Source organism: Rhizobium sp. P38BS-XIX (assembly GCF_012641435.1).
In the GTDB taxonomy this organism is placed as follows: Bacteria; Pseudomonadota; Alphaproteobacteria; order Rhizobiales; family Rhizobiaceae; genus Rhizobium.
Genome location: NZ_JABAIJ010000005.1, coordinates 176697 through 199766, shown reverse-complemented (window position 1 = coordinate 199766; position 23070 = coordinate 176697). Strand labels below are relative to the sequence as shown.

27 protein-coding genes are annotated in these 23070 nt (G+C 60.8%); 17 read left to right on the top strand and 10 right to left on the bottom strand.

Features of this window, described 5'->3' with window-relative positions; genetic code table 11:
* Positions 1–236: 236 nt before the first annotated feature.
* Complete coding sequence (locus HGP17_RS17760) at positions 237–1034, top strand: alpha/beta hydrolase (RefSeq protein ID WP_168811323.1); 798 nt, start codon at positions 237–239, stop codon at positions 1032–1034.
* Between the two features lie 11 nt (positions 1035–1045).
* Here HGP17_RS17760 and HGP17_RS17755 read toward each other — a convergent pair whose 3' ends face one another.
* Positions 1046–2122, bottom strand: a complete 1077-nt coding sequence (locus HGP17_RS17755) for a DUF2252 family protein (RefSeq protein WP_168811321.1) — start codon at positions 2120–2122, stop codon at positions 1046–1048.
* A 161-nt stretch (positions 2123–2283) separates the two neighbouring features.
* Here HGP17_RS17755 and HGP17_RS17750 point away from each other — a divergent pair, with 161 nt between their 5' ends.
* The 6 genes from HGP17_RS17750 to HGP17_RS17725 all read left to right on the top strand — a co-directional run bounded on the left by HGP17_RS17750 (position 2284) and on the right by HGP17_RS17725 (position 7109).
* Complete coding sequence (locus tag HGP17_RS17750; protein WP_168811319.1) at positions 2284–2733, top strand: PaaI family thioesterase; 450 nt, start codon at positions 2284–2286, stop codon at positions 2731–2733.
* The gene (locus HGP17_RS17745; RefSeq protein ID WP_168811317.1) at positions 2730–3371 is read left to right on the top strand and encodes a 5'-methylthioadenosine/S-adenosylhomocysteine nucleosidase; all 642 of its coding nucleotides are present in this window, start codon (positions 2730–2732) and stop codon (positions 3369–3371) included. Before HGP17_RS17750 ends, HGP17_RS17745 begins: the two co-directional genes overlap by 4 nt.
* A 117-nt stretch (positions 3372–3488) precedes the next feature.
* A complete protein-coding gene (locus HGP17_RS17740; RefSeq protein ID WP_168811315.1) occupies positions 3489–3839 on the top strand; it encodes a hypothetical protein in 351 nt (116 codons plus the stop codon).
* A 131-nt stretch (positions 3840–3970) separates the two neighbouring features.
* A complete protein-coding gene (gene guaA / locus HGP17_RS17735) occupies positions 3971–5533 on the top strand; it encodes a glutamine-hydrolyzing GMP synthase (RefSeq protein WP_168811313.1) in 1563 nt (520 codons plus the stop codon).
* A gap of 63 nt (positions 5534–5596) precedes the next feature.
* Positions 5597–6313, top strand: coding sequence for a hypothetical protein (locus tag HGP17_RS17730; RefSeq protein ID WP_168811311.1), 717 nt, complete (start codon positions 5597–5599; stop codon positions 6311–6313).
* A 163-nt stretch (positions 6314–6476) separates the two neighbouring features.
* Positions 6477–7109 carry a dihydrofolate reductase family protein gene (locus tag HGP17_RS17725; RefSeq protein ID WP_168811309.1) on the top strand — a complete coding sequence of 211 codons (633 nt, stop codon included), beginning with the start codon at positions 6477–6479 and terminating at the stop codon, positions 7107–7109.
* A 146-nt stretch (positions 7110–7255) separates the two neighbouring features.
* Here HGP17_RS17725 and HGP17_RS17720 read toward each other — a convergent pair whose 3' ends face one another.
* Positions 7256–7696 carry a hypothetical protein gene (locus tag HGP17_RS17720; protein ID WP_168811307.1) on the bottom strand — a complete coding sequence of 147 codons (441 nt, stop codon included), beginning with the start codon at positions 7694–7696 and terminating at the stop codon, positions 7256–7258.
* 212 nt (positions 7697–7908) lie between these two features.
* Positions 7909–8889 carry an AraC family transcriptional regulator gene (locus tag HGP17_RS17715; protein ID WP_348648965.1) on the bottom strand — a complete coding sequence of 327 codons (981 nt, stop codon included), beginning with the start codon at positions 8887–8889 and terminating at the stop codon, positions 7909–7911.
* Between the two features lie 145 nt (positions 8890–9034).
* Between HGP17_RS17715 and HGP17_RS17710 the strand changes: the two genes are divergently transcribed.
* The 4 genes from HGP17_RS17710 to mug all read left to right on the top strand — a co-directional run bounded on the left by HGP17_RS17710 (position 9035) and on the right by mug (position 13430).
* On the top strand, positions 9035–10033 hold the full coding sequence (locus tag HGP17_RS17710; RefSeq protein ID WP_168811303.1) for an aldo/keto reductase: 999 nt from the start codon (positions 9035–9037) through the stop codon (positions 10031–10033).
* A gap of 19 nt (positions 10034–10052) precedes the next feature.
* Positions 10053–11099 (top strand): aldehyde reductase, encoded by a 1047-nt coding sequence (locus HGP17_RS17705; protein ID WP_168811301.1) that lies wholly within the window; start codon positions 10053–10055, stop codon positions 11097–11099.
* A gap of 165 nt (positions 11100–11264) precedes the next feature.
* Complete coding sequence (locus HGP17_RS17700; RefSeq protein WP_168811972.1) at positions 11265–12764, top strand: FAD-dependent monooxygenase; 1500 nt, start codon at positions 11265–11267, stop codon at positions 12762–12764.
* Between the two features lie 111 nt (positions 12765–12875).
* The gene (mug, locus tag HGP17_RS17695; RefSeq protein ID WP_168811299.1) at positions 12876–13430 is read left to right on the top strand and encodes a G/U mismatch-specific DNA glycosylase; all 555 of its coding nucleotides are present in this window, start codon (positions 12876–12878) and stop codon (positions 13428–13430) included.
* Between the two features lie 11 nt (positions 13431–13441).
* On the opposite strand, the gene HGP17_RS17690 is transcribed toward mug, so the two are convergent.
* Entirely contained in the window at positions 13442–14428 is a 987-nt protein-coding gene (locus HGP17_RS17690; protein ID WP_168811297.1) for a zinc-dependent alcohol dehydrogenase family protein, read from the bottom strand.
* A gap of 102 nt (positions 14429–14530) precedes the next feature.
* Between HGP17_RS17690 and HGP17_RS17685 the strand changes: the two genes are divergently transcribed.
* Positions 14531–15382, top strand: coding sequence for a LysR family transcriptional regulator (locus tag HGP17_RS17685; RefSeq protein ID WP_168811295.1), 852 nt, complete (start codon positions 14531–14533; stop codon positions 15380–15382).
* Positions 15383–15388: 6 nt separating this feature from the next.
* Here the strand turns inward: HGP17_RS17685 and HGP17_RS17680 are convergent, their stop codons facing one another.
* The gene (locus HGP17_RS17680) at positions 15389–15937 is read right to left on the bottom strand and encodes an NAD(P)H-dependent oxidoreductase (RefSeq protein ID WP_168811293.1); all 549 of its coding nucleotides are present in this window, start codon (positions 15935–15937) and stop codon (positions 15389–15391) included.
* Positions 15938–16001: 64 nt separating this feature from the next.
* On the opposite strand from HGP17_RS17680, the gene HGP17_RS17675 reads away from it, so the two are divergent.
* The gene (locus tag HGP17_RS17675; protein ID WP_348648964.1) at positions 16002–16481 is read left to right on the top strand and encodes a MarR family transcriptional regulator; all 480 of its coding nucleotides are present in this window, start codon (positions 16002–16004) and stop codon (positions 16479–16481) included.
* Here HGP17_RS17675 and HGP17_RS17670 read toward each other — a convergent pair.
* Positions 16478–17014 (bottom strand): DUF6622 family protein, encoded by a 537-nt coding sequence (locus HGP17_RS17670; protein ID WP_348648963.1) that lies wholly within the window; start codon positions 17012–17014, stop codon positions 16478–16480. The two genes, HGP17_RS17675 and HGP17_RS17670, sit on opposite strands and share 4 nt — an antisense overlap.
* A gap of 53 nt (positions 17015–17067) precedes the next feature.
* Here HGP17_RS17670 and HGP17_RS17665 point away from each other — a divergent pair, with 53 nt between their 5' ends.
* The 3 genes from HGP17_RS17665 (at position 17068) to HGP17_RS17655 (ending at position 18720) form a co-directional block, all read left to right on the top strand.
* Positions 17068–17679: a TetR/AcrR family transcriptional regulator gene (locus HGP17_RS17665; protein WP_168811287.1), complete on the top strand. Its 612-nt coding sequence runs from the start codon at positions 17068–17070 to the stop codon at positions 17677–17679.
* Between the two features lie 97 nt (positions 17680–17776).
* Positions 17777–18151 (top strand): DUF4180 domain-containing protein, encoded by a 375-nt coding sequence (locus HGP17_RS17660; protein ID WP_168811285.1) that lies wholly within the window; start codon positions 17777–17779, stop codon positions 18149–18151.
* A gap of 17 nt (positions 18152–18168) precedes the next feature.
* Positions 18169–18720, top strand: a complete 552-nt coding sequence (locus HGP17_RS17655; RefSeq protein ID WP_168811283.1) for a GNAT family N-acetyltransferase — start codon at positions 18169–18171, stop codon at positions 18718–18720.
* A gap of 34 nt (positions 18721–18754) precedes the next feature.
* On the opposite strand, the gene HGP17_RS17650 is transcribed toward HGP17_RS17655, so the two are convergent.
* Positions 18755–19318, bottom strand: a complete 564-nt coding sequence (locus HGP17_RS17650; RefSeq protein WP_168811281.1) for a methylated-DNA--[protein]-cysteine S-methyltransferase — start codon at positions 19316–19318, stop codon at positions 18755–18757.
* Positions 19319–19455: 137 nt separating this feature from the next.
* Complete coding sequence (locus HGP17_RS17645; RefSeq protein WP_168811279.1) at positions 19456–19593, bottom strand: hypothetical protein; 138 nt, start codon at positions 19591–19593, stop codon at positions 19456–19458.
* 226 nt (positions 19594–19819) lie between these two features.
* Here HGP17_RS17645 and HGP17_RS17640 point away from each other — a divergent pair, with 226 nt between their 5' ends.
* Positions 19820–20431 carry a 2'-5' RNA ligase family protein gene (locus tag HGP17_RS17640; protein WP_168811277.1) on the top strand — a complete coding sequence of 204 codons (612 nt, stop codon included), beginning with the start codon at positions 19820–19822 and terminating at the stop codon, positions 20429–20431.
* 9 nt (positions 20432–20440) lie between these two features.
* Here HGP17_RS17640 and HGP17_RS17635 read toward each other — a convergent pair whose 3' ends face one another.
* The gene (locus tag HGP17_RS17635; RefSeq protein ID WP_168811275.1) at positions 20441–22096 is read right to left on the bottom strand and encodes a SulP family inorganic anion transporter; all 1656 of its coding nucleotides are present in this window, start codon (positions 22094–22096) and stop codon (positions 20441–20443) included.
* 95 nt (positions 22097–22191) lie between these two features.
* On the bottom strand, positions 22192–23064 hold the full coding sequence (locus HGP17_RS17630) for a LysR family transcriptional regulator (protein ID WP_168811273.1): 873 nt from the start codon (positions 23062–23064) through the stop codon (positions 22192–22194).
* Positions 23065–23070: the final 6 nt, after the last annotated feature.

The window sequence follows — 23070 nt, the reverse complement described above, 5'->3', positions numbered from 1 at the left end:
GCCCCGTATGCGACAGCCTCTTATTTCAAGCATCTTGCATGCAGTGCTGGCATCACACAACTGTTACGTATCCAATCATTGACGATTTTCCACACTAGGAATACAAAAATTCTCGACGCGGCCGATCCTGCATACACAGAGCGGCCGAATTACCAGATTGAAATGCATAACAGGGCGTATTCGTAGCCGCCTCGGACTAACGCCCAATCAACCATCCTATTCAAGGGATCAGGATCATGATGCTCACCAGACGGAATTTCTCGGCCGCACTCGTTGCCGGCGCTGCCGCCTCCCTCGTTTCCACAGGCAGCAAGGCCGCGAGCGCGCCCACTGCGGCTGCGCCGAAAGCCGCGGCGCAAAAGGCCAACAACATCGTCTTGGTTCATGGTCTCTTTGCCGACGGCTCCTGCTGGTCCGAGGTCATCGCGCGGCTGCAGGCCAAGGGGTTGAACTGCACGGCGGTGCAGAACCCGCTGACGACGCTACCGGACGCTGTCGCCTCCGCCCAGCGTGTGCTCGACCGTCAGGACGGCCCGACCGTGCTCGTCGGTCACTCTTTCTCGGGCATGATCGTCACCGAGGCAGGCATGCACCCCAAAGTTTCGTCACTGGTTTATGTCGCGGCGCGCGCACCCGATGCCGGCGAGGATTACACGGCACTCGCCAAGACCTATCCGACGCCGCCCGCCTCGGCCGGCATCGTCTTCGATGGCGATGAGGGCCGCCTCAGCGAAGAGGCCTTTTTACGCGACTTCGCCGGCGACCTGCCGAAAGCCAGGGCCAAAGTGCTTTATGCCGTTCAGCAGCCATTCCACAAGGAACTCCTCACCGGCAAGACCAGCGCTGCGGCCTGGCATACGAAGCCGAGCTGGTATGCCGTGTCCACCGAAGACCGGACGATCAATCCGGATCTGGAACGCTTCATGGCCAAGCGCATGGGCGCAAAGACCATCGAGGTGAAGGCCAGCCATCTTGCGCTGATCTCGCATCCGGACACGATCGCCCGGATGATCCTTGAGGCAGCGGGCCACTAAGCGGCGCCCGCTTAGCCCTTCCTGGCAAACACGGCCTGCTCACCATCAATAGCAACAGCGGCCGCCCTGGCCGCTGTTCTCAGCCAATCAGAGCCGCGCTTGTCGAGATCGGCAAGAATGCCCGGAAGGCGCGAGGCGTCATCGGCATGGCAGTTGGCAATTTCGAACCCCATCAGATCGAGCATGGCGGGCGACAGCAACATCGCGATGTCATCCTCAACCTCGATCTTGCGGCTATTGGGCGACAGGCGGCGCACGAGCAGCCTGCCGCTGACCTGATAGCGGAGATCGGGCGAACGGGCACGTCCGGCAGCGATAACGCCGGTTTGGATCGCCTCGTCGGAAGGATCGTGCTTGAGCGACCAGCCGGATTGCAGCAGCGCCTTCACCTCACGCAGGACCGGACCTCCGCGCCATTCGACATAGGCGACAAAGCGCGGACGACCGAGGCTGCCAGTGCCAGCCGTGCGCGGCCGTGCCTCAAACTGCGTCGTCGGATCCGGCAATGCCCTGCGCAGCGCGCGAATATAGGGATCCGGCACCGGAACTTTCGACGCCGGCAGCGTGCGATACTTTTCCCAAAAATCCTTGCGCTCGGCATTCGACAACAGAACCGCATTTCGCAGCCATTTATAATCCCGCTCAAGGACGATAGGCGATGGTGTCTGCAAGCCGCGGCGATAGCCACCGAGAATGGCGTCGGCGACAGCGCGCGGTGTGGGGCCATCGTCGCCCCGCGCCAGGATCGCGCTGGCGGCCAGGCGCACCAGATCGAGCGCATAGGGCATGACGGCCGCCTCATCGAAATCGTTGGCGCCCCAGATCAGCCGCCCCTCCTCGTCGCGCCAGGTGCCGAAATTTTCGAGATGCGTATCGCCGATGGCGAGCAGCGGCGGCGCGCTCTTGAGATCGGGGCAGATGTCGAGGATCGTTTCTGCCCAGCGCCAATAGGTGCCGCGCAGGAAGGAAAAGCTGTCCTTCTTCATCAGCTTGTGCTTTTTCGCCAGCCCGGCCTCTACGAGATCGGCACCGAGCTGCGCGCGCATCCAGGCCTCATAGGCCGCCACTGATTGCAGGATCGTTGTCATGATCACCCTCGTCCTACGCTTACGCCAATCCGATAGCATGGGCGCATGACAGAGCAAATCGATGTCGGAAGGCAAGACGCAACGGCCTCTCCTTTTCCACCGGATAACCCTTGTCCAAACGGCCTCTCCATGCCAATTTCGCACCCGCGAAAGGGGACGGCATGACTGAGGCAGACAACGGCGATTTTCGAGCCCGTATCCGAACGAATTTCGAACGGCAGGCGGCGATGGCGACCATCGGTGCGGAATTGACCCGCGTGGAACATGGGTCGGTCGAGATCGAGCTGCCATTCGACGTCAAGCTGACGCAGCAGCACGGCATCCTGCATGCCGGCATCATTGCCGCCGCGCTGGACTCGGCCTGTGGGTTTGCGGCCTACAGCGTCATCGACCCCGATGCATCGATTCTGACGATTGAATTCAAGATCAACCTGATGTCGCCAGGGCGCGGCGAGCGCTTCCTGTTTCGGGGCGACGTCACCAAGCCCGGCACGACGATCATCGTCGCAGACGGGCGCGGTTATGCGATCGGCGACGGGCCGGCCAAGCTGATTGCCTCGATGACAGGAACGATGATGGTGATCCGGGGCAGAGAGGGAATTAGCGGATGAAATTCGAACTGAAGCGCGTATCAGGCAAATCGATCCTGTTCGTCATGGCAGCCGAAGCAGAGTACGGGCCTTTCCTGCGCTCACGTATCGATCCGCTGATGACCGGCGTCGGCCCCGTCGAAGCTGCGATTTCACTGACCCGCACTTTTGCGCAGCTCGAAGCACAGGACGATCTTCCCGATCTCGTGGTGTCGCTCGGTTCGGCCGGGTCCGCCAAGCTGGAGCAGACGGAGGTCTATCAGGTGACCTCGGTTTCCTACCGTGACATGGATGCCTCGCCGCTGGGCTTCGAAAAGGGCCGCACCCCGTTCCTAGACCTGCCGGCGACGATCGAGCTGCCGCTGCGTATCCCGACCATTGCCGAGGGCAGCCTTTCGACAGGCGCCAATATCGTGTCCGGGACGGAAGCCTATGAGCGCATCGGCACCGACATGGTCGATATGGAAACCTTCGCGGTGCTGCGCGCCTGCCAGACCTACAGCCTGCCGTTGATCGGCCTGCGGGGAATTTCCGACGGCAAGGTGGAGCTGCAGCACATTTCCGACTGGACGGAATATCTGCATGTGATCGACCGCAAACTCTCCTACGCTGTCGACGGCCTGTTTACGGCGCTGGAAGACGGGGTATTCTGGTTCTGAACGAGAGTTTTGTCTTTCAACAAACCGCTCTTTATAATGCTTCCCATGGCCTCAAAGATACTACTTGCGTTATAAGACAAAAGTAGCCGCTGGCACTCTGTCATTCGGGAGGGGATAATGGAGACGCTCAAATTACTGCTAGAACGCGCGGATGCTGTAAATAAATACTGGAATTTATATATAGTCGTTTCGTTGGGCGTTATCGGTGTTTCTCAGGCCTTCAAAGGCGATGGAAGCTTTTCAACGTTGCGGATTTTGTTGGCACTCGGATTTGTTATTTTTGCGATTTCGAATCTTTTAGCGATCCGCGCGATCAACACGCAGCGTGTGCAGATATCGATGCTCGTGGAAGATCCGTATAAAAATATCGCCATTTTAGGTCGCCCGCCGTCAGAATTCGTATTTCTATGTTTCCACGCTAGTATCGACGTGGCGGTTGTTCTGAGCATTCTACTTCTTCATGGATAATCAGAGAAATCCGGTTGAAAACTCCCATGAAGGCGAGGCAAGGTCCCAAATAAGACAATCGGGACAATAAAATCGGCTTCGGCTCGATTTGCCCGATTGCCAGGGAAAGCGCTTTTCATTAAAGGCTCGCCATGACCCAGACAGCACATCCAGACACCGTTCTCATCGTCGATTTTGGCAGCCAGGTGACGCAGCTCATCGCGCGGCGTGTGCGCGAAGCGGGCGTCTACTGCGAAATCGTTCCCTTCCAATCCGCTGAAGCCGGCTTCAAGAGGCTGCAGCCGAAGGCCGTGATCCTCTCCGGCAGCCCGGCCTCGACCGTGGACGAAGGCTCGCCGCGAGCGCCGCAGATCATTTTCGACAGCGGCATCCCGGTCTTCGGTATCTGCTACGGCCAGCAGACCATGTGCATGCAGCTCGGCGGCAAGGTCGAGAGCGGCCACCATCGCGAATTTGGCCGCGCCTTCCTCGAAGTCGACAAGGATTGCGCCCTCTTCGAAGGACTTTGGTCGAACGGCTCGCGCCATCAGGTCTGGATGAGCCACGGCGATCGCGTCACCGCGCTGCCTGATGGCTTCGAGGTGGTCGCCACCTCTTCGAACGCACCTTACGCCTTCATCGCCGACGAGAAGCGCAAATATTACGGCGTGCAGTTCCACCCGGAAGTCGTGCATACGCCCGATGGCGCTAAGCTGATCGGCAACTTCATCCATAACATCGCCGGCATCAAGGGCGACTGGTCGATGTCGGCCTACCGCGCCAAGGCGGTTCAGGCGATCCGCGATCAGGTCGGCGACAAGCGCGTCATCTGCGCCCTGTCAGGCGGCGTCGATTCCTCCGTCGCCGCGCTTTTGATCCACGAGGCCGTCGGCGACCAGCTGACCTGCATCCTCGTCGACCACGGCCTGATGCGCAAGGACGAGGCGGCCAACGTCGTCGCCATGTTCCGCGAACACTACAATCTGCATCTCCTGCATGTCGACGCTTCCGAGCGCTTCATCGGCGAGCTGGAGGGTGTTTCCGACCCCGAGACCAAGCGCAAGATCATCGGCCGCCTCTTCATCGAGACCTTCGAAGAAGAAGCCAAGAAGCTCGGCGGCGCCGACTTCCTCGGCCAGGGCACGCTTTATCCCGACGTTATCGAGAGCGTTTCCTTCACCGGCGGTCCCTCGGTCACCATCAAGTCGCACCACAATGTCGGCGGCCTGCCCGAGCGCATGAAGATGCAGCTCGTCGAGCCGCTGCGCGAACTCTTCAAGGACGAAGTGCGCGCGCTCGGCAAGGAGCTCGGCCTGCCCGACAGCTTCATCGGCCGCCACCCCTTCCCAGGGCCTGGCCTTGCCATCCGCTGCCCGGGCGGCATCACCCGCGAGAAGCTGGAGATCCTGCGCGAAGCCGATGCCATCTATCTCGACGAAATCCGCAAGGCCGGCCTCTATGACGCCATCTGGCAGGCATTCGCCGTGCTGCTTCCGGTCCAGACGGTCGGCGTCATGGGCGATGGCCGCACCTACGAATTCGTCTGCGCGCTGCGTGCCGTCACTTCCGTCGACGGCATGACGGCGGATTTCTATCATTACGACATGGAATTCCTCGGCCGCGCTGCGACCCGCATCATCAACGAAGTCCGCGGCATCAACCGCGTGGTCTACGACGTCACCTCGAAGCCGCCCGGCACGATCGAGTGGGAATAAGAATAAGGCGACAGCTCCCGGAGTCATCCGGGAGCCGCTAAAGCCTATGCCCAAGGGGATTTCATGACGTCGGCTGCAAATGAATTTCCATGGAAGGATGATCAAGACGCGGTAGCCTGCAATCTCGCGCTCGGCCATCTCGTCAACAATCTTCCCGGCCGCCTGATGATCGATGGCGGCGTCCACGCCGAAACCTATATTTCCGCCGTCGGCGCAATTGCGGGCTATGCCGCACAGCGCACGCTATTTGCCGAAAAGCCGCCGGTTGCGGGCGCCAATATCAATCGTGTCGGTGTGGCGTCCGGCGAACAATATTGGTTCGGTGACACGCTGAACAACATGCTGGTGCCCCAGACAGAAGCCGATCTGAACCGTTGTGTGTGGTCGTTGGCGGCGGGCGGCGCGATCGGTGCCGGGCTGCAGCCTGAACAACTGCCGAAGCTGGAAGCCATGTTCCAGCACATCTCCGCGACAATTGGCGGAGAAAATGAGGGTAAATCGTCCGTTCCCGCTGAACATCAGGCTCAAATCGCGGCACGTGATCTTCTGAAGATAGTTTGGCCTATGGCCATGACATGCTTTTCAGGAAAATTCCCGGGATCCACTCACGACTTCGGCGCGGCTCCAGTTGCCTGGTGGTCCGCCATCGCGGCGACGGCGTCGAGCCGTCCGATCCAGGATGTCAGAGGCGTACTGGCGCCGGATATCGCCCTGACATTGCTGATGGAAACGGCGATCTATTGCAGCAAGCTTGATCAAGCGGTCGTCGAAACCGCATAGGCTTGCAAGCCATAACCAGGCTCACCGACGTCATCTTCAGATCGATGTTCGTCCACGAACGATAACTCGCCGATATCGGCTGTCTGCCGAAAAATAATCGCACGCTGTCGGAAGTTGCTACTCTCGCCCGTCCTTGGGTCGGAACCGCAATGAGGAGAAAGCCGTGAGAGACCTGATCTTGAAGATGTCGATGTCCGTCGATGGGTTTGTGAGTGACCTGGAGGGGACAAACAGATGGATGTTCGGCGCCGATCCGGAAGCAAAGGCCTGGAGCGTGGAGACCATATGGAGCGCCGGTCTGCACATCATGGGCAGTCGCAGCTTCCGCACCATGGCAGCCTGGTGGCCGACGTCGACCGATATCTTCGCAGCGCCGATGAACCAGATTCCCAAGGCTGTCTTCTCGCGGCAGGGACGGGCGATCCTGAGCGATGTCGCTCCGGCCGCCGAACTCGATCAGGCCCGCGCCATCGCAGGACATACGCAATCGGCCGAACGGCAACCCGGCGCGGACAGTTGGGCAGCCGCCTATGTGGCCAGCGGCGATCTTGCGGAGGAAATAGCAAAGTTGAAGGCGCAGGACAGCAAGCCGATCATGGCGCATGGCGGCGTCAGCTTTGCACGCAGCCTTATTGCCGAAAACCTGGTCGATCAGCTCATTTTGGGCGTGCATCCGATCGCGCTCGGCAAAGGTCATCCGCTGTTTTCGGAGCTCGCTGCGCCCATGCCTCTCAAACTGACGCAATCCAGGGCTTTCCCTGGAGGGGTCGTGGCGCAAATCTATCGGAGGGCGTGAATTCATCGCCGATCACGCGACCATTATGCTCATGAAAAAAAGCCGCCCACGAAATGCGAACGGCTTTTCCGGATCAATTTTTCGAAACACCCAACTCCCGCACGGGCCAACTGCCGCACGGGCAATCAGGCTTGTCCTCAAACGTCTTACTTGACCTTGATACTCATGCCGCTGATATCGGCATTGACCTGCAGGCCGACCTGCTTGCCGGTAAGCTCGAGCTGGGCGCCCTTGTCATTGGTCATGACGATCATCTGAGCGCCCTTGCCAATTGCGCCGCCGCCGCCGGCTGCACCGTAGACGCCGGTCACGTCCTGAGCACGGCGAATGTGGCTCACAGTACCCTGGAAGTACGTCTTGGAAGCACCGAAAGCCAGGCCGCCCGAAATACCACCGATCGTGATCGGGTAACGGCGACCATGGAAGGTCAGCGTGCCCTCGCCACCGGAGCCACCGACGAAGAAGGCCGCCTTGTAAACGGCGAAACGGATGGTTCCGCTGTCAGCATGCGCAACACTGGCAAAGCCAATTCCTGCGGTGGCGATTGCGGCAACCGCGACTGAACGAAATCCAGACGAAATCTTCATGATGAGCTATTCCTCAAGAGCGCCGCTTACCCAGCCGGCCGGGCACGACATCAGCGTCGTATAAAACTTACAGATGAACGGCTTTGCGCGAGATTGGTTCCAAAGCGCGCTAAATAACAACGCGTTAGAGCAAGTGATCGATGACAGGAGGGTTCCGGCTCCGGCATGCCGCAGCGCAAGGGCGGTGCCTGCCGATCGGCGATCGCAAGCTGTTAGTCGAAAACGTCGCTCGACGGCGCGTGTGCAAGCGATGGTCCGGCAAGACGCTTCTCGGCGCGGCATGATTTTGGTGATTTCCCGGTGACGCGCTTGAAGGCATTGCTGAAGGCGCTTTCGGAGGAGTAACCGAGTGACTGTGCAATAGCCGCCAAGGGAGCGCCCGTCTCTCTCAGCGTCTGCCCGGCAAGTCGCATGCGCCATTCGGTCAGGTAGGTCAGAGGCGGCACGCCGGCCACCATTCTGAAGTGCGCCGCGAATGTCGTTCTCGACATGCCGCAGGCTTTCGCCAGGGGATCCAGGCCCCAGGAGCGCTCCGGATTGCCATGCATCAGGCGCAGCGCAGGCGAAATGCGCGGATCGGCTGATGCCCGGAGCCATCCGGCCGGCAGCAGGCTCGATGACCTCAGATGCGCACGCAATATCTGCACAAACAAAAGCTGGGTCAGTTGAGCCGATGCAAGCTGCGAGCCTGGCTGATGCCCGGCCCTCTCCTCGACCAATTGCGCCAGAAGCGATCGAAACGCAGCCGCTTCCGGTGCGTTTGCGCGGATATGAATCCAGGGCGGCAACACGGTCGCCAACAGCGAGCCCTGCGCCTGATCGAGCAGCACATGGCCACCCAGATGTTCGAATTCACTGCCGTCGCCGATCGTCGCCGTCACGCGGCCTGAGCCGGAGAACAGCGTGACGGCATCAACGGCCACCACGTCAGGCTTGCTTGCCAGAACGAAGGAACGTTGCACAGCCAACAGGCCGACATCGCCCGTTTCAAACTTGACCCATTCCTCCTCTCCTTCAAACCGGCCCCAGCATTCGCCCTTCACAACCGCGAAAAACTTGATCTTGTCCCGTGCCGGGAAGTGAATGGCCCAGGGACCCCCAGCCGAAAAGCCGCCGGTGACGACAGCGTTCGCCTTTACAAGCGTCAGGAAATCGGAAAGCGGATCGATAGTCATTTCCGTACTTTTGCTCATGTAATCCGCATTATCAAGCATTCATCGTACGGAAGAGCCGGCTTATAAATCTCCAACAATTCAGCCGCCGCCTGTTTGGACATTGGCGGCGGCAAGCAAGCAAACAGTGCCAGCCATAGTAGCGGCCAGCCATCGGAGATGAGCCATGACGAAAATCAGTGAACGCCAGCTGGGCAAAATTGGCCCGCGGGTCGGTGCGATCGGCCTGGGCTGCATGGGAATGAGCCAGTCTTACGGGCCGGCCGACGAGAGCGAATCCATTGCCACCCTTCATCGGGCTGTCGAGCTCGGATGTAATTTCTTCGATACTGCGGAAGGATACGGCCCTTACGCGAACGAGGAGCTGCTGGGCCGCGCCTTCCGCGACCGGCGCGACAGCGTGGTGCTTGCCACCAAATTCGGCTTTCGCTTCGAGAATGGACGCCAGCTCGGCGCCGAGACCGACAGCAGCCCGGCCAGCATCCGCCGCGCCGTCGAAGGTTCGCTAAAGCGGCTGCAGACGGATCATATCGATCTGCTCTACCAGCACCGGATCGACCGCAAAGTGCCGATCGAGGATGTTGCCGGCACCGTCGGCGAGCTGGTCGAGGAAGGCAAAGTCAAGTTTTTCGGTCTCTCGGAAGTCGGTGTCGCGACCCTTCGCAAAGCCCATGCTGTCCACCCCGTGACGGCATTGCAGAGCGAATATTCGCTGTGGGAACGCAATCTCGAGCCTGAGATCATGCCGGTCCTGCAGGAACTGGGTATCGGTCTGGTGCCGTTTGCGCCGCTCGGCCGGGGTTTCCTCACCGGAGAGGTCAAGCGCGCCGAGGACTATCCGGAAGGCGATACGCGCCGGAACGACCAGCGCTACCAGGGCGAAAACTACGATGCCAATGTCGCGGCAGCCCGGATCGTCTTCGATATCGCTCGGGATAAGGGCGCCAAGCCTGGCCAGATCGCACTCGCCTGGCTCATGCACAAAGGCGACATGATCGTGTCGATCCCGGGAACCAAGCGCCGCAGCTATCTTGAAGAGAATCTTGGCGCGACATCCATCGAACTCGACATGTCCGAGCTGAAGAAACTCGACGATGCCTTGGCGCCCGGCAAGATCGCCGGCCAGCGCTACCCCGACTGGGTCATGGCGACCATCGATCGCTGAGCGACCAAAGGAGATTGTGATGAACGACGAGATCGTCCTCGTAACCGGCGGAACCGGCTTTATCGCGCAATATTGCATTCTCGCGCTGCTCGATCGTGGCTTTAGAGTGCGAACGACCGTCCGCAATCTGGCGCGGGAAGCGGAGGTGCGTGCACACCTGAAAGCCGGGGGCTCCGAACCCGGTGAGCGCCTCAGCTTCGCCGAAGCCGATCTCAGCGACGATCGCGGCTGGGCCGTTGCTGCCGCCGGATGCAGCTATGTGCTGCACGGCGCCTCCCCCACCCCGTCAGGCGACCAGGTGAGCGTTGAGGACTGGGTGAAGCCCGCGGTCGACGGCAATCTTCGCGTCCTGCGCGCTGCGCGCGATGCCGGGGTCAAGCGCGTGGTGCTCACCTCCGCTTTCGGCGCAATCGGCGTCGGGCACAAGCCGAGCTATCGGCGGCCGTTCAACGATGCGGATTGGAGCGACCTGAGCGGGAACGTCGCGCCATATCAGCGCTCCAAAACGCTTTCCGAAAAGGCCGCCTGGGACTTTATCGCCCGCGAGGGCCATGGCCTGGAGTTGGCGGCGGTCAATCCGGTCGCCGTGCTCGGGCCTGCCCTCGGCGCCGATTACTCCCATTCAATCCGGATGATCAAGAACATCATGGATGGGCAGCCGGGAATGCCGAAGATCAATACCGGCGTCGTCGACGTCCGCGATGTGGCCGACCTGCATGTCCGCGCCATGCTGGATCCTGCCGGCAAGGGTGAGCGCTTTCTCGCAACCGCAGGCCCGAGTCTATGGATGGCCGATATCGCCCGCGTCATTCGAAATCGGCTGGGCGCATCCGCCGGCAATGTTTCGACGCGGGTTCTGCCGAACTGGCTGGTGCGCCTTATCGCCCTCGTCAATCCGGCGATGAAGGGCGCGACGCCGATCCTTGGCGTGAACATGGATGTGACGAGCGCGAAAGCCATTCGGCTGCTCGGATGGGCACCACGGTCGAGCGAGGATGCAATCGTCGCCACAGCCGAAAGTCTCGTCAGGCTCGGTTTGCTGAAAGGGGCAAAGTCGACAGCGTGAGCGCGCGCATCATTCGCATGTCTGCCGCAATCGCCGGCGGGAATCGGCGATCACGCTTCCCTCTGGTAGATATATGTGGCGCACAGGGGACTTGCGTCAAGACCAGGCACCTCCCGTATAACCCTTGGCCTTAGCCAGAATGGGAGTGCTGACATGATCGAACAGATCAGGAAACATGCAGTCGTCATCGCCGGTGGAGGCCCGACCGGGCTGATGCTGGCGGGCGAATTGGCCTTGGCAGGCGTGGACGTCGCCATCATCGAACGGCGTCCAAATCAGGAGCTTATCGGCTGGCGGGCGGGTGGGTTGCACGCGCGCACGATCGAAATTCTCGATCAGCGCGGCATTGCCGATCGGTTTCTCTCGCAGGGACAGATAGCCCAGGTTGCCAGCTTCGCCTCGGTCCGCCTCGATATCAGCGATTTCCCGACCCGACACAATTACGGGCTGGGGCTGCGCCAGAAACATATAGAGCGCATCCTCGCCGATTGGCTCTGCGAACTCGACGTGCCGATCCAGTACGGCATCGAGGTCATCGGCTTCTCGCAGCATGATGATGGCGTCGATGTCCAGCTATCCGACGGCACGACGCTGCAGGCATCCTATCTCGTCGGATGCGATGGCGGCCGCAGCCTGATCCGCAAGGCGGCCGACATCGACTTCCCCGGATGGGATGCGACTGTCAGCAATCTGATCGCCGAGGTCGACATGGCCGAAGAGCCTGAGTTGGGCATTCGCCATGACACGCTGGGCATGCATTCCCTCGGCAGGTTCGAGTACGAAATCCGCGATAGCAAGATCATTTACGCGAATGAGGGTCCAATCGGGGTGATGGTGACCGAGCGGCAACTGCGCACCTCGGGCGAGCCGACGCTCGACGATCTTCGCAACGCTCTCATCGCCGTGTACGGTACAGACTACGGCGCCCATAACCTCCGCTGGATTTCACGGTTCACCGATGCAGCGCGACAGGCGGCAGCCTATCGCAAGGGGCGCATATTGCTTGCCGGGGATGCCGCGCATGTCCATCCGCCGGATGGCGGTCAGGGGCTCAATATCGGTGTTCAGGATGCCGTCAATCTCGGATGGAAGCTTGCGCAGGTGATCAAGGGGATATCGCCGGACCACCTGCTGGATAGCTACCATGCCGAACGCCATCCGATTGCCGCTCGCGTGCTGCGCAACACCATGGCCTCGGTGGCGCTTCGCCGCCCCGACGACCGCACGAAGGTGCTGCGCGACACGGTGGCCGAACTCCTCGAGATGGAAGAGCCACGCAAACGCTACGCGGGCATGATGTCCGGCCTGGATATTTGCTACGACTTCGGCGAGGGACATCCGCTACTCGGACGCCGCATGCCCGATCTCGATCTCCTCACGGCGCATGGACCGCAGCGGCTCTTCACGCTGCTGCACGGAGCCAAGCCTGTGTTGCTCAATCTCGGCGAGCCCCGCGGCTTCCATGTCGCGCCGTGGAAAGATCGGATACAGCTGATCGACGCCCGCTATGCTAGTCCGTGGGATCTTCCAGTCATTGGCGCGGTCGACGCCCCCAGCGCGGTATTGATCCGGCCGGACGGGTATGTGGCCTGGGTGGGAGGCGTAGCCCAGACAGGACTGATCGAGGCGCTGACCACGTGGTTCGGCCCGGCCGCTGCCTCCTGACAGAACACCGATGTCTGGCTGACACGGGGTTTATCGGCTAGCGTGGTGGAGGCGTCGAACCGGCGCTTCCATTCTCGCGAAGACGTTGCCGGAAAATATCTAGGCCACACCATGGATCAGCAAACTGAAATCACGGAACAGCCCAGCGGGCTGGCGGAAATCCTGGCGCCAGGCCTTTCCGTGGTTTTCTGCGGCCTGAACCCTGCCCTCACGGCCCATCGCGACGGGCACAACTTCTCGAACCGCAGCAACCGCTTCTGGCGGGTGCTGCATCTTGCCGGCTTTACGCCCCGCCTGCTGCGGGCGGAGGAAGAACGCGAGATGCTGGATTTTGGGCTGGGTCTGACTTCAGCCGTCTCACACCCCACCAAAAGTGCAAACGAGCTGACGAAGCAGGATTACATCACCGCCGCGCCGGTGCTGGAAGAGAAGATAAGGCGGCTTGCGCCCGGCAATCTGGCGTTTCTCGGCAAAGCCGCCTATGCGGCGATCAGCCTTCGTCCCCAGATCGAGTGGGGCAGACAGCCGGATGCATTTGCCGGCGCTGACGTCTGGGTGCTGCCCAACCCGAGCGGCCTCAACAGGGCCTTCGATCTCGCGAGACTGACGGAGCATTATCGCGAGATGAAGTTGGCGGTGGATGGATCGACTGTTGCCGACGGATAGGCGGCTGCCCCTCAGCGAGGGTCAGCAGCGCTCACATCGACGACGACCTTGCCGCGGGACAAGCCATCACGCAGCAGTGCATGGGCATCGCTGGCCTGATCGAGAGAAAATCTCCGATCATCCAGACGCGGCGTTAGCTTGCCGGCTTCCGCCAGCCTGGCTGCTTCCGCGAGAATATGCCCATGTGCTTCGCGACCCTCACCGGTCAAAAGCGGCAGCAGGGTGAAAACGCCGCTATAGCTGGCTGCGCGGAAGGAAAGCGGTGCCAGCGAGTGCGTGCTCCAGCCCAGGGAGCTGGTCACGCGGCCAAAGCGGCGAACCGCAACGAACGCATCGTCGAGCGCGCCGACGCAATCATAGACAACATCGAAACCGCTACCATCGGTCATCTCGCGCACGTAGTCCGCGACCGGGATCTTGCGATCGATGGGGGTGGCACCGATCGAGCGCAGATAGTCTGCTGCTTCGGCCCGATCAACGCCGAAAGTCTTGGCGCCCCGCGCCTTCGCTAGCTGAAGCGCAACATGACCGACACCACCGGCGGCACCAATCACGAGAACGGTTTCGCCTTCCTGGACATCGACGCGATCGAACATGCCTTCCCAGGCAGTGATGACGGCAAGCGGAAGGGCCGCGGCCTGCCGCATCGACAGACTTGCGGGCTTGTGCGCGATCAATCTGGCATCGACGGCGGCGTATTGCGCCAGGGAACCCTGCACGCCGCCGACACCGCCGGTCATACCATAGACATCGTCGCCTACTGCAAACGTCTCGACGTCGGCGCCGACGGCTTCGACCGTGCCTGCCATGTCTATCCCCAAAGTTGCCGGCAGCGGATGACGCGCATGCGCGGCGGCACCGGCCCAGATTTTGGTATCGAGCGGATTGACGCCGCTTGCATGAATTTTGACGAGGACTTCGCCCGCGCCCGGCACCGGTGTCGGCAGATCCTTCAGCACGAACGGACCGGCGGCATTCTCAACAACTATCGCTTTCATCGGATCATCCTTTCCAATCTGGTCAAAGGATGCTCTTTTCTTTTTTGCATGAAAATCATAAGTTTCGTTCGGATTTCATGCAATTTTGTATGGACTAGATGAATGGAATGGAGCGATCTTCGTATTTTTCTGGCCATAGCGCGCGAAGGCACTCTTGGCGCGGCGGCACGGTCTCTCGGACAGACGCAGCCGACCATGGGGCGACGGCTAAAGGCGCTGGAGGAAGCGATCGGCCAGACATTGTTTCAGCGCACCAGCGACGGTTTCGTGCTGACCGACGAGGGGCAGGCCGTGCTTGCTCACGCCGAAAGAATGGAACACGAGGCAATCGCCATCAGACGGGAGCTGGCTGGTGCCGAGGCTGGACTGAGCGGGCTTTTGCGGGTTTCCTGTTCGGATTGGTTCGGCGTCGTTATGCTGACGCCGGTGCTGGCCGAATTTGCACATCTCCACCCAAAGGTCGTCGTGGAGCTATTGACCGATGCGCGCCTTTACAGCCTGCCGCGACGGGAAGCCGATCTTGTGTTCCGCATCAAGCCGTTCGACGAGCCGGAAGTCGTCTCGCGACGGCTGATGCATATTTCATACGGCGCCTACATTCGAGCTGGTGAACGACATCCCGAAGCCGGCAATGGCGCGGGCTCTCGCCTCGTCGTCATGGACACGGCCTTCGGCGGCATGCCCGATGTCGCCTGGATCCAGCAGACATTGCCGAATGCGTCCGTGATCAGCCGCAGCAACAACAGAGAAGTGCAAGCCCGTCTTTGCGCTGCGGGTGCCGGCATCGCCGTATTGCCGCGGCCCTTGGCCGAGGCGACGACCGGGTTGGAAATGGTCGACCTCGGAGAACCACCACCCGGCCGCGATACCTGGATCGGCTATCATCGGGACATGCGCCGCATGCCGCGCCTGCGCGCCTTTCTCGATCTCGTCATCGAGCGGCTCGGCGCCTAAGCCGCGTCAGTTACGTCCGAGTTCGGCAAACGCCTGTTCAAGCGCCGGCCGCCATTCGGCAAATTCCGTCGCCGGGTCTACCTCGCCGGCGTTTGCTTCGATGCGGGTACGCGACAGGGTGAAGCCGGGCATGGTTTCGATAGGCTTCATCTTCAATCCCGTCAGCACCTGGTGAAGCTGGGCCGCGCATTTATTGCCGCCATGGCCGCCATAGGTGACGATCATCGCCGGTTTTCCAGCCCATTCCCGATAGAGATGATCAAGGGCATTCTTCAACACGGCCGGGTAGCCCCAATTATATTGCGGACTGACGAAGACGAAGGCATCGCCGCTTGCGATCTTTTCGCTCCAGGCCTTGGTGAGATCGGTGCGATAATCTCCGGTTGCCGGAATGCTCGGTTCGCCATCCATCGGCAGCGGCCAATCCCTAAGATCGATTAGTTCGAACGCTGCGGGCAGGATTTCGCGTCCGATCGATGCCACCCATTCGGCGACGGCGGGGCAAATACGGTTCGGCCTGACACTGCCGATAATGACGTGGATTCTGGATGGCATGGCATGGCGCCTTGTTCAATTGCGTGTATAATACACTTAAATCAAGATAGTGGGATCTGTAAAGGTGCAAAATACACATATTCTCGACGAGCTGGCCGGCGGCCTGCTCGACATCGTCAATTTTCTGAATGCGCCGCAACGCGACGAAGCCTTGCTGCGCGCCGCCGGTGTGCAGCTCGACCGCGCGCTATTCCCGCTGCTGGCGCGGCTGGGTATGCAGGGGCCGCTCGGCGTTGCCGAACTCGCCGAGCAGGTTGGCCGCGACTATACGACTGTCAGCCGTCAATTGGCGAAGCTGGAGAGCATCGGGCTCGTGAGCCGCAGCCCCGATAGCGATGATCGGCGTCGCTCGATCGCCGAGATCACCGCCGAAGGGAATATCCGCTTCAAAGCCGTGCGCGAGGCACGCAGACGAGCCTTGACACACGCGCTTGCGGACTGGAGCGAAGAGGATCGGCAATCCCTCACGCGGCTCATCCGCCGCTTCGCCGATGCCCTTGGCGACTTGCCGTTACCGGCGGACGCTCCGGTCGATGCATCCTAGCGCGCCTGGTCGGCAGGTTGAGCCGGAACGCTCATATAGCGGGAGATGAGATGCAGGTTGCGGCCGAGCGACATGCCGACAAACCCGGCCCAGACGAGAGCGGCAAGCGGCGGGACGAAGGACGCGGAAAACCAGGCGGCATGGCTCGCGGCGGCGGCATGCAGCAAAAATTCGAAGGCGAAGGTCGCCAGGATGATGACCAGCATCATGATATCGCCGGGCAGAGAGAGCGATCGTTTCGCCTTCTCGACCGCTATCCTCCAGCCGCTGACATGCCGCCAGCCAACCGCAGCACCGATACCAAGTCCTGCGAGGGCGAAGATCATATCAGCGACGCTCGCATGCACGAAAAGCCCATCGAAGCCGCGTGCCCCCATGATGGCCATGAGAACCGGCATGATCGCGAGACGCTCCAGCCGGACCCTCCGCGGCCGGCATTGCGACAGGCCCATCCATATCAGCAGTAGAAACAACACATAAACATAAAGCGGAACATGGGTCATCGCCGCAACTCCGAGCCGGCAGGATTGCAATCCGGCAAGAAATAGACCAGAATCTTAACGCCGTAAAGATTGGAGAAAACCGATTGCCTGAAGATAAGGCCGCCCCTGCCCCGCGCTATCATCATGGCGATCTGCGCAACGCCTTGCTCGAAGCGGGGCGCGTGTTGCTGGAAGAGGGTGGCCCGACCGCACTCAGCATTCGGGAGATCGCGCGCCGCGTCGGCGTATCGGCGCCGGCCGCCTATCATCACTTCTCCGGGCTGGACGACATCGCAGTGGCACTGGCCGAACGCGGCTTCGCCGAACTTGCCGAGCGCATGCGCGTGGCGCCAAGAAATGCCAGAGGTCAGCTGGCGCCGACGGGCATGGCCTATATCGGCTTTGCGCGCGACAATCCCGGGCTTTACCGGCTGATGTTCGGCGAGGGCTTTCACACGGCCTTTGCCGCCGACGACCGGATCCGTTCATTGCGCTCGGCTGCTTACGGCGTCCTCAAGTCGGGCCTTTCGAAACGCCTGCCGCCGGAAGAGATCGGCACGGCGGCGCTTTTCCTGTGGTCGTTGACACACGGTCTCGCGCTTCTGATGATTGACGGCCAGTTCGACCCCGGCGCGGATGCCGACGCATTGATTGCCGCAGTCCTCAGACTTTCCGGCAAAGGGCTGCCGACATCGGGAAACGATCACGCACAGTAGCTCTGGGAGCCCGCCGCCCTACATGATAGGCGTCGAGTGACCATCACACGGGATAATAGCAGATCCGCATAGATCAACAGAAGCAAAGTCGAACAGCATGCATACAATCAAGGAATTCGCCGGCCAAAAGGTCGTCATCGGCAATGACAGCGGTCCAGTTCTCGCCAGCGAGAAGGACGTGAACGATTGGCTCAGCGCCGCGTGGGACGCCGAGGCCACGATAGTGGTTGTGCCGATATCGCGGCTGAACGAGGACTTCTTCCAACTCTCGACCCGAATTGCCGGCGGCATCATTCAGAAGTTCGTCAATTATCGTTCCCAGCTCGTCATTATCGGCGACATCTCCCGCTGGGTCGCAAGCAGCAATGCGCTGCGCGATTTCGTTTATGAATCGAACAAGGGACGCGAGGTCTGGTTCCTGCCCGATCTGGATGCGCTCGAGCAGCGTCTGCAGCCAACACCACAACGCTAGATCCGAAGGTCTGCCCGATGGAACCAACGTTTTCTCCACCAAGACTGGAAACCGAACGCCTCATCCTCACCGGGCATACCATCGACGACTTCGAGCCGCTGGCGGGCATGTGGAGCGATCCGTTGGTCGTCAAGCACATCTTCGGCACCGTCGTCTCCACCTCTCGAGAGTCGTGGATGCGGATGCTGTCTTACCATGGGCTCTGGCCGCTGCTCGGCCATGGCTATTGGGCCGTGCGGGAAAAGTCCTCAGGCCGCTATGTCGGGGATCTTGGCTTTGCCGATTTCCATCGTGTCATCGAACCACCGATCAAGGGTATACCCGAAGCGGGCTGGGCGTTTGCAGCATGGGCGCACGGCCAAGGCTTTGCAACTGAGGCACTCGCCGCTGCCGCAGCCTGGCTCGACAAAGACGCGCGATTTGACCGCAGCGTCTGCCTGATCTCGCCGGAGAATACGGCTTCGATCCGCGTCGCGCAAAAGGCAGGTTACGGCAATCCGCAGCCGATCCGCCTCAACAACAAGGACACTCTGCTATTTTCCCGCATGCGGCAGGCACCGAAAGAATAGAGCTAGCGGAAGATCGCTCGCCCTCCCCGATCGCCTAGAATGCCAAAGACTGCTGGACGGGCTTCGGCGGTGCGAGCTGAACGCCTTCCAGCTCCAGCATGTGCGCCTTGGCGTTGGAGCCGCCAGGTGCGGAAAAGCCGCCAATCTTGCCACCCGCAGCCAGAACGCGATGGCAAGGGATGATCAGCGCCACCGGGTTCTTTGCCATGGCCTGTCCAACGTCGCGCGCGGCTTCAGGCCCCGCACCAAGCTGCTTGGCCAAGGTGCCGTAAGTGGTCGTATGGCCCCACCCGACTTGCCGGGCTGCATCATAGATCTGCTTGAAGAACGTATCCTGATCACCAAGGTCGAGCGCCACGCCGGAAAAATCGATCTCTTCGCCGGCGAAATAACGTTTCACCTGCTCGATCACATTCGCCACCTCGGGGCCCGGCGTGCCGGGCTGCGCATTGGGCAGGCGACGCAGGAGTAGACGTTCCGTCGCTCCCGCATCTCTCGTCGGCAATTGAAAGCGCACGATGCCGATATCGTTCCAGGCGATACCGCAAAAGCCGCCGGCGGTTTCGAAGATCAGATAATTCTGCCCTGTCGCATTCATGACGAAAGCTCCTGAGTTTCCACTTGTCATGAAAATCGTCTCAGGGAGCGTCGAATTCAACCCGATTCTTGCAAAGATCGAAACTGGCCACCGTTTTGATGATGAAATATCGCGCCAGGGCTGGCCCGGCGCCGTTCTCAATAACCGCCGCCGGAGGGGGCGGAATTCTGGGTCATGCTATTGCCTGAGGCGCTGTTGCCCGTGCTGGAGCATGAGGCGATGCCGAGGCCGACAAGAGCGAGGACCATGGCAGAAAAGACTGTTTTCGCGAACATAGATCATTCCTTCTTTGGAGGACCGGGCATGAAACCCGAGCGTGGAATGAACGGCCCAACCCGGCATTTTATTCGATGCTTTTTTGAAATGAGCTTGTCGGCGCCTGGGTATTCTTAAGCAAAATATATGTTCTTGTTTTGTTCTTGATTAAAGAATCACCTGATCGTATGATTTCCAGCTTGAGGAACTTGAGGAGGCAAAGCCAGGACGGCTTTGAGTAAAGCCATGCAGCACAATGACCAGATGTCATTTGATCTCGGCAAACCGACAGTTCAGCGCAAAAACAAGAAGCCAACTCAGCGCGGTCAAGCTCTCTATTTTGCGGCATTGCCGAACTCTGATATCGCCAAGCTGGCCGCTGAAATGACCGTGAGTCTAAGCCAGCAGAACGGATTGAAGCGCAAACCGCGAAAGCCCGATCTCTACCACGCCACCATTTACCCCATCGACATTGTCTCGCGATCGCAGGAAGAGGCCACCTTTGCTGCTTTGGGAGCCGGATCGACCATCTGCCTGAAATCGTTTCCCTTGCTGTTCGACCGGGTAAGTACCTTCGGAAACGGCGACAATCGTCAATATGTACTCTGGTGCAGAGAGGGAAATGAGGGGCTAACGACACTCCGTCAAGAATTGGATGCAGGCATGCAAAGCATGGGTTTTGAAAGCGGCGTACCCAAATCGTTTCAACCGCACATGACGCTGTTCTATTGCGACCAGATACTTCCTGAATTGCGATTGGACCAGCCGATTGGCTGGACGGTCGAAACGTTCACGCTCGTCAACAGTTTTCGCGGCGACGGTGAGCATGGCCACGTCTGGCACTGGCCGCTGTTCTAGGCATTCTGCCTACACTTGACGAGGCATGCTGGCGTTCGGGCCAGATGCCGCCAACACCGCTGCCACCGCATCATCGACGCTGAAGCTGCAGCGGCTACCGACATCGGTCACGCCGGCTGTCGTCATGAGATCGCGAACGCGATCATGCACGCGGGCGAATTGCACGCGAATGCCGGCGCGGCGCATCGCGCCCTCGAATTCCGTCAGGGCATCCATGGCCGTGCTGTCGAGATCGAAGCTCTCTTCGAGGCTGAGGATGACGGCGCGCAGGCCCGCTTCGCTATTGCTGCGCGCCAGGATTTCTCCGAAGATCGTGTCGGCATTGCCGAAAAACAACGTTTCACCCGGACGCCAGATCGCGATGCCTGCTGTTTGCGAAGCGTCGCTATGGCGGCTGACATCCACGAAATTATGGCTGTCGCCGAGCCGGCCGAGGCGGGCGACATAGGGCGATGCCAGGCGGTGCATCATGGCGGCCAACGATAGAGCGATGGCCAGCAGCATGCCGTTGAGAACGCCCAAGGCAAGCACGCCGAGCGCGGCGCCCACCGCCACATAGAAATCGCGATGCAGGCGGCGCAGATGCAGGATCGGACTTGGATCAAGGGCATGCGTGAGAGCCGCGATCACGACCGCGGCCAGCACAGGCTCGGGCAGAAGCGCCACGAGCGGCCCGGCACAGGCGATCAGGATCGCAAGGCCAATCGCAGCGAAAACAGTCGTTGCCCTTGTCTTTGCGCCGGCCGCCTCGCTGGCGAAGCCGGCGGAAAACCCGGCGCCAACTGGCATGCCCTGGGCGAGCGCACTGGCGATATTGGCAGCCCCAAGGGCACCGAGCTCGCGATTGACCTCCAGCGTCTCGCCATACCGCAGGGCCAGCCCGCGCATGGTCCCCCAGGATTCGGCAAAGAGAATAAGGACAAGCGGCACGGTGAACTGTACCAGCCGCGAATAGGTGGCCCATCCCGCCTCCGGCAAGGACGGCCATTGCGGCAGGATCTCAATGGCGCCAACCAGCTTGACGCCATGCGCCTCCAGGCCGAACAGATAGGAGGCCAGAATTCCCGCTGCGAGCACAAGAAAGGCGCCGGGTACGCCGGGCAACCGCTTCAGCAGCAGCAAGGCCACCAGCGCCACCAGGCCGACCGCGACACTGATCGGATTCCATTGCAAAACCGCAGCGAACAAAGCCGCCGCATATGTGATGATGTTCGAGCCCTGTACGGGAACGCCTACCAGGATCGGCAACTGATGCAGGATGATGGTGATCGCCAACCCAAGCGCAAAGCCGCGCAGCACGGGTCGCGAGATGAAGCCGGTGATGCCGCCGAGGCGCAATAGCGCGGCGATGACGAACAGGCAGCCGGCGAGCGCGACAGCAACCGTGGCCAGGCCGGCCTTCACGGTTGCGTCACCCGGCACGACCGCAAGCGTCGCGGCCAGAATCGCGGCGGAGGACGATGTCGGCGAAACGATCGCGAAACGGCTACGGCCGAAGACGGCATAGACAAGACATCCGGCGATGCCGGCAAGGATTGCGCGGTGCGGCGGCAGCCCGGCGATGCCGGCATAGGCAACGGCTTCGGGCAACATCAGCCCGGCGACCGATATGCCCGCGATGAGATCCGCCTTGTCCACCACGAACCAACTGCTCAGCTTCGTCATCGATCACCGACCATGGGGATGGTTCACTCGCCTATGGATAGACATTCGCGGTCAGGCTGCAACAGGAAAAAATGGCAGTGCCCCCCTTAAGCATCTCAAGCCGCATCGTCCCTTATGGGGCAATTCCGGCCGATCACATCGCAGACGAAGTCCATGACGGCGCGGACGGCCGGAGAGCGTCGCCGATCCGGATAGGCCACAAGCCAGAGATCGCGCGCGGGTGACGGCACGGCAGCCGGAAGGCGTGTCAGCGAGGGTTCGTTGTCCCCCAGAAAAGTCGGGAGCACGAGCGCGCCGATACCGGCCCGCGCAGCTTCGAGCTGACCGAAAATATCGGTGGCGCGAAATACGATCGGCCGACCGGCCAGGAGACTGCGCAGCCAGGTTTCTCGCGTCAGATGTTCGAGCGCCGCGTCATAGCCGATGAAGACCCAATCTTCCTCGGGCATTTCGGCGATCGACGGAATGGCATAGAGCCCAAGGCGCATCACGCCGATACGCCGGACCAGAAGATCGCTTTCCTCCGGCCGCGTCGTCCTGACGGCGATATCCGCCTCGCCATGGTCAACGACGGCACGCCGCGTGACACCTGCAACTGTCAGGGTGATATCGGGATGATCGACACGAAACAAAGCCGCTTTGGGCGCAAGAAGATGAGTGGCGATCGAAGGCGGCGCGCTGATCTTGACGGCGGCGGACAAGCCGGCCACAGCGCTTTTCGAATAACGTCTGATCGCCTCGACATTCTCGTCGATGCGACCCAGCAATTCGGCAATGGCGCGGCCATCCGCCGTCAAGGGCGATGTCCGTGGCCGGCGGTCTATCAGCCGCAGATCCAGCGAACGTTCCAGCGCCGCGATACGGCGACCGACGGTTGCGTGATCCACGCCGAGCTCACGCGCGGCCGCTGAAAGCGAGCCTGTCCGTGCCAGCGCGGCGAAATGGTGAAGGTCCTGCCAATCGATCATCTGTGC